Below are 13,167 nucleotides of genomic sequence, written 5' to 3'. Positions count from 1 at the left end.
GGGGGAAACGATGAACTCGCAGAAAAGTACCACAGCCACGGCCTGGCCCGCGCATGAGACGGTGGCGCGCCCGTGGCGGCAGCGCCAGCGCGGGGGCACACGGGCCGACCGGGTGCTCTCCGAGGTGATCGCACACGTGCCGCCGCTCATCGCCGAGCGCACGGTGATTCCGACACCCGAAACGGTGCTCGTCGGCGAGCGAGCATTGGTTGCTGCGGCGCGCTCGGATGCGCGCAGCCGTGGTCGGTCCGCGGCCCTGGGGCGTTTCATGGTGCGCTGTGAATCGGTGGCATCATCCAAGATCGAACGGATTGCCCCGAGTACCGAGTCGCTGGCTCGCGCAATGGCGGGGCAAAACGCAAGCACCGAGGCGCTCAGTGTGGTGGCAGCCATGGAGGCGATTCACACGCTGCTGTTGCGTGCCGGGCGCTCGGGGCGGATCGCGCTCGCCGACATCATCGACGCCCATGCGGCCCTGATGCGGAGGGATGCCGACCTGGGGGATCGGGCCTGGGCGGGCAGATTTAGGGCCGAGCAGAACTGGTTGGGCGGGAGTGACTTCAGCCCGCGCGGTGCTGTCTATGTTCCCCCGCCGCCCGATTTTGTTCCCGGGCTCATGGAAGACCTCATCCGTTTCGTCAATCGGGATGATGTTCCCGTGCTCGCCCAGGCGGCAATCGCGCACGCACAGTTTGAGTCGATCCACCCCTTCACCGACGGAAATGGTCGCATCGGACGCGCCCTGATCGGGGCTCTCCTGCAGCGCCGCGGGGTGACCCTCCACGCAACCCTGCCCGTGGCCAGTGGTTTGGGGGCGCTACGTTCCGGATATTTTGACGCACTGGCCGCGTATCGGCGGGGTGAGACGGATCCGCTGACTCAGATCATCGTGGCGGCGATCACCGTCGCCGCGGACGAAGCCGGAGAGACCTTTAGCCGGCTCGCCGCGCTCCCTGCGCGCTGGCGCGGGGTGATTGATGCGCGACCAGATACTCCCGGTGGGCGGATCTGCGACTACGTGTGCGATCAGACGACCCTGATGGTGTCCGATCTTGAGGCTCTTACCGGCGTACGAGCGGACACGCGTGACGCGGTGGTTGAGGCTCTGGAGCGGGCGGGGACCCTGCGCGAGGTGGGTGGGCGTCGCGGTGAGCGCATCTGGGTTGTTACCGACGTCATCGATGAGCTCAACGATCTGGAGTCTCGGATCCACGCCGCGCTGTCCGCCGGTGGGCCGACCTACCCGCGCTAGCTGGCGATCACGTGTTCGTGGACGCGCAGACGCAGGGTCGCCAGGTCTATCCGCGGGGTGTCCACGTGCAGCTCGCGGGCGGTATCCAGGAACGTGCCCAGCATCGCCTCCACTTCGGTGTGCACCCCGGCTCGCATGTTGCGGTACACCGAGGTGGTCATCGGGGAGGCGGAATCGGTGGCCGTGGCGACCAGGCTCGCGTGAGTGTCAGCGGATACCGGGTGTCCGGCGGCCGCGCTGACGGCGGCGGCTTCATCGACCACCGCGCGGGCAAACGCCGCCCCCTCCCGCGTGCCGGAAACCGCGCCAATGGGCGCGCCCATGAGCACGGTGATCGAGGTGAGAGAGACGATAAACACCCACTTATCCCACATGTCCTGCACGATGTCTTCGCGGGTCCGCACGGTGATCCCCGGGACGTCCAGGAGCTCATGGATGTGGGTGACGACGTTCTCATCCGCCGTCAGCGAGCCAAAGTCAATCGCCGCGCCCGGGGTAACCTGCACGATGGTTCCCGCCTCATCGAGCGATGTCGATACCTTGGCCACCCCGCCGAATACGTGGGCGTCGGGGAAGCGGTTCCGCAGAGTATCGAGGTGACGGGTGCCGTTGAGGAAGGGGATGATCGCGGTATCCGGGCCCACCGCCGGGGCGAGATCCTCGAGGGCAGCGTCCAGGGCGTCGGCACGCACGCCGAGCAGGATCAGGTCGAAGGGGGCCGTGCGATCCAGGGTGTCCCGGGTCAGCACGGCGGGATGCGAGACCAGGTCTCCGTCCAGGGCCGAAACGCGCAGCCCAAGTTCGCGGACCCGCGCGGCCCGCGATTCGCGCAGCAGGAAGCTGACGTCGCGTCCGGCCTGGAGCAGCCGTGTGCCGAAGTAGCCGCCGGTTGCGCCGGCACCCACGATCAGGATGCGTGCGGGGGAGTTGGTCATGGTGTTCTCCAATCGCTCGGGTGCGGTGCGTGATGCGCACAGGATGGCACACCCGTTTCGCCTAGCGAAAGCCTAGGGCTCGATTCTGAGAGTGCCCCGCCGAGACTCGCGGGTTAGCGCGCCCGGGCGGCGGCAATCACGGTGTCAACCAGCGTTTCAACCAGGGCGTCGAGGTGCGGGCGGTCCACCGCGAAGCGCTTGATTCCCTGCAAACTCAGGGTGATCATCTCGGTCAGGCGTGCGGGGGAGTTTTCGCCGGGGAGGAGGTCCTCGAGGTAGCGCTCAAATCGCGCATTACTCGTGGTGACGGCGGTGAATTTCGGATTAAACAGGTCGGCCGCCTCGGGGTTTTCCTGGATCAGATCATAGCCCGACCCAACCCAGCTCAGGCATGCGTGCAGGAGGCGGTCCCGCGGGGTGGTGATCGTCGCGAGTTCGGAGTCGAGGCGGGCGAACAGTTCGTCGGCCAGGGATTTGATGACCGCGCTAAAGAGTGCGTCCTTATCGGCAAATTCCGCGTAGAGGGTGGGGCGGGAGATTCCGTTGTGTCGGGCCACATCGGCGAGGGTCGTCCGGGTGTATCCGTAGCGAGAAAACAGCGCGGTTGCGTCGCGCAGGATCTGCGTGCGGCGCGGTTCTTTCGGGTCCATGTCTCCAGGGTATCCAGTCGGTGGGGAATTTTTTACCCATTCGATGCTTTACATATTTACGTTAAGTGTAAAGTTGACAACACATCAACGAAAGGGTGGTCAGCATGACCAGCAACAAAACGTGGTTCATTACCGGTGCCGGACGCGGGTTCGGCCGGATCTGGGCCCAGGCGGCGCTCGAGCGTGGCGATCGTGTCGCCCTGACCCTGCGCAATCCCGCCCAGGCTGCCGATCTGGTGGAGCGCTTCCCCGATACCGCCCTGGCTCTGCAGCTGGATGTCACCGACCGTGCGGCCGTATTCGCCGCGGTCAAGGCCGCGCACGATCACTTCGGTCGCCTCGACGTCATCGTCAACAATGCGGGTTTTGGTCAGATGGGCGCCATCGAAGAGGTGGATGAGGCCAGCACTCGAGCTAACTTTGAGACAAACGTCTTTGGAACCCTCTCGGTCATCCAGGCCGCGCTTCCGCTGCTGCGCGCTCAGGGATCCGGTCACATCATCAACCTCTCCAGCGTCGCCGGTATTGTCGCCGTGCCCACCGCTGGAATCTACGAGGGTGCCAAGTTTGCGGTGGAGGGCATCTCCGAGGCGCTGGCCGCCGAGGTTGCCCAGTTCGGAATCCGCGTGAGCATCGTCGAGCCCAGCGGCTACGCCACCGAGTTCCTGAGCACCAACTCGATCGGATCCGCCCCGACCATGAGTGAGTATGACGCGCTGCGCGAGGAACTCGCGGCGTCCCTCGGCGAGGGCGATCTGGGTGATCCGGCGGCCAGTGCCGGCGCGATTCTGGCGCTGGTGGATGCCGAAGAGCCGCCGCTGCGCCTCATGCTGGGCAACCTGCTGCCGTTTGTGAAGGACGTGTATGCCCAGCGCATTGCCACCTGGGAGGCGTGGGACCACGTGGCCCTCGCCGCTCACGGAAACACCGGATCGGGGAAGTAGCCATGCGCCTTCAGGGCTCAACGGTTTTTGTTGCCGGTGCCACCTCGGGTCTTGGCCTGGCCACCGCTCGGTATTTTGCCGAGCGCGGAGCGAATGTCGTGGTGGGTGGGCGTCGCGGGGATACCGCCCGCGAGATCGCCGCCACGCTGCCCAGTGCCATCGGAGTCGAGCTGGACATTGCAGACCTGGCCTCGGTAGAGGCCGCGGTGGCGCTGACCTTGGAAACCTATGGGTCGATCGATGCCAACGTCAACACCGCCGGAGTAAACAACACCGTGCCGCTGGTGGATGCCGACGGTCGGGCCACCATCCGCCAGGACAACTATCGTTCGCTGCTGACCCAGATGATCGATACCAACCTGCTGGGTACCTTTACCGTGATGTCCATGGTGGCCGAGGCGATGCTGGCAAACACCCCGAACGCCGAGGGGGAGCGTGGTGTGATCGTGAACACCTCCTCCGCCGCGGGTGTGGAGGGATCGGCCTCGATGACCGGCTATGCGGGAACCAAGGCCGGAATCATCGGTCTGACTCTGCCCGCCGCGCGCGATCTCGCCGGTCGGGGAATCCGCGTCAACACGGTCATCGCCGGTGGGTTTGATACCCCGATGCTCGGCGTGAGTGGAGAGGTGCTGGCCGCGATTTCCCAGGGCATCCCCAACCCGCAGCGTGTGGGTCGTCCGGATGAGTTTGCCGCACTGGCCGCTCATATCGTGGAGAACACCTACCTCAACGGGGAGTCCATTCGCCTCGATGGCGGCCTGCGTTTGAGCTAGTTTCCCCCGCCTCCGCACCCCGTTTCCGCCGCGCGGAGGCGGGGTGTGTGCGTTCCGGGGCGGCCGCTACTCGCGACCGAATCGGGGTGCGTGCGTACCGGGGGTGCCGCTACTCGCGAAAGGTGAGCACTCCCGCTAGGTCGAGGTCGGATCCGGACCCGCTCACACCCGCCTGGGCGAGAAGGACCGCGCCGAGTGCCGTGCTCCAAAACGTGCGCACCTCGACGCCAACCGGGCGCTCGATGCTCCAGCCGTTACGGCGAAGGAGGCGTTCCAGGTAGCGCTCGGAGCGGCGAAACAGTAGGTCGAGGTGGGTGTCCACGGTGGATGCCAGCTCGGGTTTGGCGATGCCGGCCGCCAGGGCCCGGGAGACCGCGGGGAGCGCGGGCAGCGCCAGGGTGGTGCGGGCAATTTTGCGGCGGATTGCCGCCGCGTCTCCGGCCGAGTCGCCGACTCGCGAGAGTCGTTCGGAGTCGTGTAGCAGGGCGTAAAACGCCGCGTGGACAAGCAGCGAATCCTTGGATCCGAAGTGGTAGGTGACCTGGTTGGGGAAGACGCCCGCGCCGGCGGCGATCTCGGCCACGCTGATATCCCCGCCGCCGCGTTCGAGGCAGAGCGCGGCGGTCGCCTCGATCAATCGGTGCCGGGTCGAGACTGCACGGGTGCCCGCCTGGGAGTTCTTCTGCTGTGTACTCACGACTCAATTGTATGTGATACAAATTAACACTGAATTGTATGACGTACAAAAGTTGAGAGAGGTGCCCTCATGCGCGAATTAGATGATGTGGTTGTGACCGGTCTGGGCGCGATCACCCCGCTGGGTACCGGCGTGGCCGAAACCTGGGAGGCGCTACTGGCCGGGAAGTCCGGTATTCGTGCGGCCGATCACATCGTGGAGGGGCTTGTAGCGGGCACCCTGGCAACCGATCCGGCCGCGAGTCTAACGCCGGTGCAGGCGAAGCGCCTGGATCGTTCCCAGCAGTCGGCCGCGGTGGCCGCCGCCGAAGCCTGGATGGATGCGGGACTGGTGGATCCGGATCCCGAACGATTGGCCGTGGCGATCGGAACCGGAATCGGCGGGGTCGAGTCTCTGCTGCACGAACACGACGTGCTGGCAGCGTCAGGGGTGCGCCGGGTGTCTCCGCGCACGGTCCCGATGCTGATGCCCAATGCGGCGGCCGCCGTGGTGAGTATCGAATACGGGGCGCAGGCGGGTGTCTACACCCCGGTGTCCGCATGTTCCTCGGGTGCGGAGGCGATCGCGCTGGGGGCTCGGCTGATCCGTGCGGGGGAGGCCGATGTGGTGATCGTGGGTGGAACCGAGGCCGCGATCACCCCGATCACCGTTGCCGGGTTCACCCAGGCGCGCGCCCTGGCGAAGTCCACCGGAGATGCTGCGGATGCCTCGCGTCCGTTTGCTACCGACCGCAACGGGTTTGTGATCGGAGAGGGCGCGGCGGTCCTAATCCTGGAGAGTGCGGAGCACGCTGCGGCGCGTGAGGCCCGAGTGTACGCGGTTCTAGCGGGCGCGGGGATCGCCTCGGATGCGCACCATATGACCGCCCCGGCCCCGGATGGTCGCGGTCAGATCCAGGCGATGCGCCGGGCCCTCGGTCAGGCAGGCCTGGATCCGGCGGGCATTGCACACGTCAACGCCCATGCCACGGGCACCCCTGTGGGCGATGTCGCCGAGGCCCGTGCGATCGCCTCGGTGTTCGGCACGGACATGGCGGTGACCGCGCCGAAGGGCGCCATCGGGCACCTGTTTGGTGGTGCCGGGGCAATCGAGGCCCTGCTGAGCGTCCTCGCGATCCGCGACGGCGTGATCCCGCCCACCCGTAACCTCACCCTCGAAACCGTGGACCCGGACATCGGCCTTGACGTTGTCACCACACGCCGCGACCTGCCGCAGCCCGCCGTCCTCAGCAACTCCTTCGGCTTCGGCGGCCAAAACGTGTCCCTGGTATTCACGAGGCCCTAGCGGGTTCTACCCCGCCCCGGAACTCCGGGGCGGGGTAGCGGTGGCGACCCGTGCTACTTGATCTTCTTCAGCGCCGCCTCGATCGAGTCGATGATGCCCAGCGAGTCGGAGTAGGAACCCGAGAGGAAGTCCGGGGTGCCGATGCTCAGTCCCGCCTTGACGGCCGGCAGCTCCTGGTAGCCCGGGAGGGCAAACAGCTTGGCGATGTTATTGGCCGGGGTGCCGTCGTTGTTTTCGTAGTAGATGATCGCATCGGCGTCACTCAGTAAATCGGTGCGCTCATAGGACACCGACTGGTTCTGGCCTGCCGGGGTGCCCGCGGTGGCCGAGGCGAATTTTGCGCCGAGGGCGCTCAGTACGGTGCCCACCTGGGTCTTGTCCGAGTAGATCCAGTAGTTGCCGTCGTCAAAGCCGCCCTGGATGATGTCCCACTTGGTTTTTGCCAGCTGGTCCGCATACTTCTTGGAGACCTCGGCAATGCGGTCATCGTAGCGCTTTTTGAGCTCGGTCAGCTTGGGCTCGGCGTTGATGTAGTCGGCGGTGTAGGCGGGATAAGTCGCCCAGGTGCTCTTCTCGTCAAAGGGTGCAAACACGGTCGGGGCGATCGCCTCAAGCTTGGGATACACATCGCGCAGGTAGGGGACGTCCACGCCAATAATCAGGTCGGGCTTGAGAGCGGCAATCTTTTCCAGGTTGACCTTTCCGCCCTGAACCACCTTTTCGATCGGCTCCCAGCGCTTGAGGTAGCGCTGGGGAACATACTCAGCGCCGGTGTCCTCCACGCCCACCGGGGTGACACCAAAGTCCAACAGCGATTCGGTGCTGAACGAGTGGATCGAGACGATCCGTTTCGGATGCGCGGGAATCTTCACCGAACCATTGGCGGTACTCACCGAGCGGGTGGCGGCGGACGCCGAGGCGTCCTCGCCGCCGGGGGCGCTGGTGCTGCAGGCGGCGAGAGCGAGGGCGAGAGCCGCACCGCCGAGCGCGAGCAGCGTTTTTTGGAATCGGAACTGTGTGTTCATGGGTCCTTCGATCGGGGGTAGGGGGATAAAAATCTTGGGATTAGCGGCGACGGCCCTCGGTCACCAGCAGCCACAGGAAGTAGCCGCCGCCGAGAATCACGGTCACCAGCCCGACCGGTACCGGGTCGGGGAGTGCGTGCTGGGCGATCGCATCGGCGCTGAGCAGGAGAACCGCGCCGGTCAGCGCGGAGGGAAGAAACGCGATACCGGCGGCACCGGCGAGCCGACGGGCAATCTGCGGGGCCGCCAGTGCCACAAACGCGATCGGCCCGGAAAAGGAGGTCACCAGGGCGCTCAAGCCGACACCGATGATGATCGCCAGCAGCCGCGTGCGTTCCACCGCGACACCGAGCTGGGCACCCGCATCATCGCCGAGTTCCAGCAGGCCGAGTGCCGGGGTGATCAGGACCGCCGCGAGAAACAGCACCAGCAGCGGGATGATCGCGATGCTCAGCTGATCCATCCCGGATTTATCCAGCGATCCCGCGCCCCAGAAGCCGGCGTTCACTGCCTGCTGGGTATCGGCGTGCAGAATCAGCCAGGTATTGACCGAGGTCAGCATCGCGGTGACGCCGATGCCCACCACGATCAGCCGAAATCCCACCATCCCGTTGCGATATGCCAGTACGTACACGGCGGCGGCGGTTAGCAGCCCTCCGATGACCGCGCCCGCGGCGGTGGTGACCCCACCGGGGAGATTCAGGACCAGCATCACGATCAGCGCGCCGGTATAGGCGCCGGTGTCGAACCCGATGATGTCCGGGCTGCCCAGCGGATTGCGGGTGAGGGACTGGAAGATCGCGCCGGCAAGGCCCAGCGCCGCCCCGAAGAGCAGCGCAGTGAGAACGCGGGGGAGACGCCACTCCAGTACGATCGTGGATTCGATCCCGTGTGCGTGCCCAAACAGTGCGCCGGCGACCTGTCCGATACTCAGGACGTAGTCTCCGGTGGCCAGCGAGTAGACGCCCACCGTGATGGCGGCCAGAAGAAGCCCGGCGACCGCGATCAGCGTGCGTCGCGGCACCCGCATCGAGAGTCCTCGGGTGCGCCAAACCACGTGCACGAGAGGGCGCGGTGCCCGCGCGGACCGGCGCCGGTTCCGCCCCGCCACTCGCGCGGGTGCGCGCCGTGTCTCGGCCCGGGTCACAGTGCGGCCATTCGGGCGCGCCGTGCCAGCAGGATGAGGGCGGGTGCCCCCACAAACGCGGTCACCAGGCCAACCGGCAGCTCGGCCGGCTGCATGAGAACGCGTCCGGCGACATCCGCGGTGAGGAGGAGACAGGGGCCGAGCACCACCGAGTACGCGAGAATCCAGCCCTGGGAGGGCCCCACGATGGCCCGGGCGACGTGCGGAATCATGAGTCCCACAAAGGCGATGGATCCCACCAGAGCGGTCGCGGACCCCGCCAGCAGGGTGACCGCGAGGATGGCCAGGGTGCGGGTCACGGTTGCCCGTGTGCCGAGCGCGGTGGCTACATCGTCTCCGAGGGCGAGGGCGTTGAGCCCACGGGATGCGATGATCGCCAGCACGATACCCACCAGGATGACCGGTCCCACGACCGCCGCCGCCGAGAGTGGCTGGGCGAGCAGACTGCCCGAACCCCAGCCGGCCATCTTCTGGAATGTTGAGGGATGGTTCAGCTGGATTGACGAGGAGATGCCGCCGAGGACCGCGGCCACGCCCACCCCCGCGAGGGTCATCCGCAGCGCGGTGGCACCCTCGCGGGCGCTGGCACCGATCATCCACACCACCACGGTCGCGATAATCGCGCCGAGCAGGGCGAGCCAGAGGTATTCTCCGATCGCGCTCATCCCGAAATAGGCGACGCCGATCGTCACGGCCAGCGCGGCCCCGGCGTTCACCCCGAGAATACCCGGGTCGGCTAGAGGGTTACGGGTGAAGGCCTGGATTACGCCGCCGGCGACTCCGAGGGCAGCCCCGGCCAGTAGACCGAGCACGGTGCGCGGAACACGCAGCCCGGTGATGATCGCGCCGTCATCGAAACGGTCGGGATCGATCAGCGCCGGCAGAATATGGGCGAGGGGGACCGGTTTGGCTCCCACCGCGATACTCGCCGCGCACAGCAGCATCAGCACGCAGGCGATCAGGATCAGCCAGCCGAGGCGTCGGCTCAGGCGGCCGCGGGTACGCGCGGTCGGCGCGGATGCGGGGGTCGCCGAACGAGCGGGAGAATCGAACAACACAAACAGCTTTCTGCGTGGTGAGGATGCCGAAGCACACGAAGTGGCTAAGGCTAGCCTTGCCTTGCTGATTTAACGATATTTCCCCGCTCTCACGCTGACAAGAGTGTCGAGAGCCAATGTGTGTTGTTGATCCGCCGCGAGCTGGCGGATCCGCGATATACCACCGAGCGGATGCCGCGTCCGAGGGGCCCCGAGGGCGCAAAACGCCCCTGCCCGGTGCGGATAACCGACCGGGCAGGGGCGAAGTGATCTACGGCTTGACCAGGACCTTGAGCGCGCGGCGCTCGTCCATCGCCACGTAACCCGAGGGCACGTCCTCAATCGAGACGGTCATGTCAAAGACCCGACCCGGGTTGACGGTGCCATCCAGGACCAGTGGCAGCAGCGTATCGATGTACTTGCGGACCGGCGCGACGCCGCCGGTCAGCGTGACGTTGGGCCGGAACAGTACGCGACCCGCAGGTGCCTCGACGTACTGGGGCACCCCCACGCGGCTGATTGCGCCGCCGGGACGGACCACTCCGAGCGCCTGCTCGTACGCGGGCAGGAATCCCACGGCCTCCAGCACACGGTGCGCGCCGTGACCGCCGGAAAGCTCGCGCACCTGGGCGATGCCCTCCTCACCGCGGGCAGACACCACGTCGGTGGCTCCGAACTCGCGCCCCAGGTTGGTGCGGGCCTCGTGGCGACCCATCAGGATGATCTTCTCAGCACCCAGCTGCTTGGCCGAGAGGACCGCGAGCAGTCCGACCGCGCCGTCACCGATGACCACAACGGTCTCGCCCGGGCGCACGCCCGCGGTGATCGCCGCGTGATAGCCGGTGCCGTACACATCGGACAGGGTGAGCAGCGAGGGCAGAAGCTCGGAGTCCTCGGTGATACCGGGAACCGGAATCAGGGTGCCATCGGCCTGGGGGACCCGGGTGGCCTCGCCCTGACCGCCGCCCACATTCTCATCGCCCCAGTCACCGCCGTGCAGGCACGAGGTAAACAGGCCCTCGCGGCAGAATTCGCAGGTGCCGTCAGACCAGACAAACGGGGCGATCACGAAGTCACCGCGGGATACGGTGCGCACGGCCGAACCGGTGTCCTCAACCACGCCGATGAATTCGTGGCCGATCGCGCGCGGGTCGCTCCCCGCGGGCTTGTTGTGGAACGGGTGCAGGTCCGAACCGCAGATGCAGGCGCGGACGATCCGGACAATCGCGTCGGTGGGTTCGAGGATGACGGGGTCGGGAACGGTTTCGATTCGGACATCGCCGGCTCCGTGAATAATCGTTGCGCGCAAGATTGCTCCTTTTTTATCGCGGTCTCCTGGCGGGAGGCACATCTTCCATTAGACCGCGAACCCGAGCAAACACGAAGTTTGTCCTCAATGTCCGCAACCGGATGTGACCCAATTTGGGCGAGATTTTCCCGAAACCCCGGGGGAGAACCGGGTCGGATAACACCGCCCAGCTATACCGCAAATCGGGATTTTTATAGTGTCGCCCGCAGGGTCGTGACACGAAACTCGCCGCCCCATCCAGCAAAGACGCTCGAGAGAAGAGGGACCGTCCATGTCGTTACGACGCAGAAGGAAGTTCGCAGCCCTGGTGGCCGGACTGGCCGCGGCAGCACTGGTATTGACCGGGTGCGCCGATGGTGGTGGGAAGGTGGGGGCCGAGCGACCCCTGCGCGTGTGGTCGGGGGCCACCTCTCCGATCACCAATAATTTCAACCCGTTTGCGCCGGGCACGGCCGCCCACTTTACCTACGGGGTGATCTACGAACCCCTGTTTTTCTTCAACCAGCTCGCCGATGAAAAACCCACCGGACTGATCGGGGACTCGTATGAGTACAACGCCGACGGAACCGTCCTGACGGTGGCCATTAAGCCCAATCAGAAGTGGTCCGACGGCACCCCACTCACCACCCAGGATGTTGCATTCTCGTTTGGTTATGGTTCAAACAAGCCGGACGATCTGGTGTCCGCGGTGGCCACTGACGACACCACCGTGGTGCTCACCTTCGCGGTCCCCAAGTTCACCGCGGCGTCGCAGATTCTGGGGGCGACCTGGATCATCCCCGAGCGGATCTGGTCGGGCATCACCGACTCCGCCACCGAAACCAATCAGAAGCCGATCGGGTCGGGACCCTACGTGTTGAAGAACGTGACCGACGCCTCGTACACCGTCGAGGCCAATCCCAACTTCCGTGACGGGGCACCCGCGGTCAAGACCGTGCAGAACATCGCGATCGACTCCAATCAGTCGGCCGAAGACCTGCTCAAAACGGGCAAGATCGACTGGGCTGGGCAGTTCATCGCCAATCCGGACACGATCACCTCGGGAGGGAGCATCTCTACCCTCAATCAGCAGCAGGATCCGACCGTTCTGCTGACCTGCTCCTCGACCGCGCTGGGATGTACCGGACCGCAAACCGATCCGGCCGTGCGCCAGGCGATCAACGTGGCCATCGACCGTGGGGCCATCGGATCCAAGGCGTTTGCCGGCCAGTCGGGTGTTGCCTCGCCCTCGTTCGCGTTGCTGCCGCGGGACAAGAAGTGGGTGACGGACTCGAAGCTTGAAGCCAGCCCGCAGAAGGCCAACGTGGCCGAGGCCGGATCGATTCTGGAGGCAGCCGGTTATTCCCGGGGTGCCGACGGGCTGTTTGCCAAGGACGGGAAGCCGATCGAAATCGAGCTGTTCTCCCCGGATGGATGGACCGACTATAACGATGCGGCCAAGCTGATCAGCGAGCAGGCGGCGGCCGCCGGAATCCGGATCAAGAATCGTACGGTTTCCTTGGCCGAGTACTGGACCCCGACCACCAACGGAAGCTTCCAGATGGCGCTGTATGGCGCGTCGCAGTCGCTGGTTGCCGACCCGTATTCGAACTATGAGCGCTTCTTCGCGACCGCCTCCACGGCACCGGTGGGTCAGCCGCCAGCCAAAGGTCTGAACCTCGCGCGCTACAGCAACCCGATCGTGGACGCCGCGGTGGCGGAGGCCGGGGCCACCGAGGATGAGGGTGCCAAGAAGGCCGCGTATGCCCGGATCCAGACCGAGATTGCGCGGGACCTGCCCTATATTCCGGTGGTTCTCAACGCGAGCATGTCCTTTTTCAATTCCCGGGATTTCACCGGCTGGCCCGGTGAGTCCAACCTCTACGCGGCACCCTTGCCGTACCTGGCAACCGCGTCGGGTGTGGTGCTCTCGCGCCTGAGCCCGGTGAAGTAGCGGGTGGCCCCGCACCTCGGGTGCGGGGCCCATCCCGAAACATGGTGAACATACAAGGACGGATTGGAAACATAATCGTGACCAAAAATAAACAAGAAAGTGCTTTACTGGAAACCTCTTTTCCTATAATCTCCTGAGAACAGACAGCAAGGATGCTGTCGAGCAACACCTTTCACCA

12 protein-coding genes are annotated in these 13,167 nt (G+C 65.6%); 5 read left to right on the top strand and 7 right to left on the bottom strand.

The genetic code is table 11. The annotated features are described in order from the left end of the window. Nucleotides 1-10: 10 nt before the first annotated feature. A complete protein-coding gene (locus D9V34_RS18250; protein ID WP_121688101.1) occupies nt 11-1,252 on the top strand; it encodes a Fic family protein in 1,242 nt (413 codons plus the stop codon). On the opposite strand, the gene D9V34_RS06865 is transcribed toward D9V34_RS18250, so the two are convergent. Beyond that, a complete protein-coding gene (locus D9V34_RS06865) occupies nt 1,249-2,187 on the bottom strand; it encodes a ketopantoate reductase family protein (RefSeq protein ID WP_121688100.1) in 939 nt (312 codons plus the stop codon). The genes D9V34_RS18250 and D9V34_RS06865 overlap by 4 nt on opposite strands. Before the next feature lie 113 nt (nt 2,188-2,300). After that, nucleotides 2,301-2,837: a TetR/AcrR family transcriptional regulator gene (locus tag D9V34_RS06860; protein WP_121688099.1), complete on the bottom strand. Its 537-nt coding sequence runs from the start codon at nt 2,835-2,837 to the stop codon at nt 2,301-2,303. A gap of 104 nt (nt 2,838-2,941) precedes the next feature. On the opposite strand from D9V34_RS06860, the gene D9V34_RS06855 reads away from it, so the two are divergent. Then, the gene (locus D9V34_RS06855; protein ID WP_121688098.1) at nt 2,942-3,781 is read left to right on the top strand and encodes an SDR family NAD(P)-dependent oxidoreductase; all 840 of its coding nucleotides are present in this window, start codon (nt 2,942-2,944) and stop codon (nt 3,779-3,781) included. A 2-nt stretch (nt 3,782-3,783) separates the two neighbouring features. After that, nucleotides 3,784-4,557 carry an SDR family NAD(P)-dependent oxidoreductase gene (locus tag D9V34_RS06850; protein ID WP_121688097.1) on the top strand — a complete coding sequence of 258 codons (774 nt, stop codon included), beginning with the start codon at nt 3,784-3,786 and terminating at the stop codon, nt 4,555-4,557. 109 nt (nt 4,558-4,666) lie between these two features. On the opposite strand, the gene D9V34_RS06845 is transcribed toward D9V34_RS06850, so the two are convergent. Beyond that, complete coding sequence (locus tag D9V34_RS06845) at nt 4,667-5,254, bottom strand: TetR/AcrR family transcriptional regulator (protein ID WP_245991945.1); 588 nt, start codon at nt 5,252-5,254, stop codon at nt 4,667-4,669. A 69-nt stretch (nt 5,255-5,323) separates the two neighbouring features. Between D9V34_RS06845 and D9V34_RS06840 the strand changes: the two genes are divergently transcribed. Then, nucleotides 5,324-6,538 (top strand): beta-ketoacyl-[acyl-carrier-protein] synthase family protein, encoded by a 1,215-nt coding sequence (locus tag D9V34_RS06840; RefSeq protein WP_121688096.1) that lies wholly within the window; start codon nt 5,324-5,326, stop codon nt 6,536-6,538. Between the two features lie 53 nt (nt 6,539-6,591). Here the strand turns inward: D9V34_RS06840 and D9V34_RS06835 are convergent, their stop codons facing one another. The 4 genes from D9V34_RS06835 to D9V34_RS06820 all read right to left on the bottom strand — a co-directional run bounded on the left by D9V34_RS06835 (nt 6,592) and on the right by D9V34_RS06820 (nt 11,056). Then, on the bottom strand, nt 6,592-7,563 hold the full coding sequence (locus D9V34_RS06835; protein ID WP_121688095.1) for an ABC transporter substrate-binding protein: 972 nt from the start codon (nt 7,561-7,563) through the stop codon (nt 6,592-6,594). A 40-nt stretch (nt 7,564-7,603) separates the two neighbouring features. Further along, on the bottom strand, nt 7,604-8,593 hold the full coding sequence (locus D9V34_RS06830) for a FecCD family ABC transporter permease (RefSeq protein ID WP_121688094.1): 990 nt from the start codon (nt 8,591-8,593) through the stop codon (nt 7,604-7,606). Nucleotides 8,594-8,706: 113 nt separating this feature from the next. Further along, complete coding sequence (locus D9V34_RS06825) at nt 8,707-9,768, bottom strand: iron chelate uptake ABC transporter family permease subunit (protein WP_220700552.1); 1,062 nt, start codon at nt 9,766-9,768, stop codon at nt 8,707-8,709. A 250-nt stretch (nt 9,769-10,018) separates the two neighbouring features. Then, the gene (locus tag D9V34_RS06820) at nt 10,019-11,056 is read right to left on the bottom strand and encodes a zinc-dependent alcohol dehydrogenase family protein (RefSeq protein ID WP_121688093.1); all 1,038 of its coding nucleotides are present in this window, start codon (nt 11,054-11,056) and stop codon (nt 10,019-10,021) included. A 271-nt stretch (nt 11,057-11,327) separates the two neighbouring features. Between D9V34_RS06820 and D9V34_RS06815 the strand changes: the two genes are divergently transcribed. After that, nucleotides 11,328-12,989, top strand: a complete 1,662-nt coding sequence (locus D9V34_RS06815; RefSeq protein WP_121688092.1) for an ABC transporter substrate-binding protein — start codon at nt 11,328-11,330, stop codon at nt 12,987-12,989. The last annotated feature ends 178 nt before the right edge of the window (nt 12,990-13,167 follow it).

This window comes from Mycetocola lacteus (genome assembly GCF_003667575.1).
GTDB classification, from domain to species: Bacteria; Actinomycetota; Actinomycetes; order Actinomycetales; family Microbacteriaceae; genus Mycetocola; species Mycetocola lacteus.
Note: the sequence above shows the minus strand (reverse complement) of the source record. Positions and strands in the feature narration are given on the sequence as shown.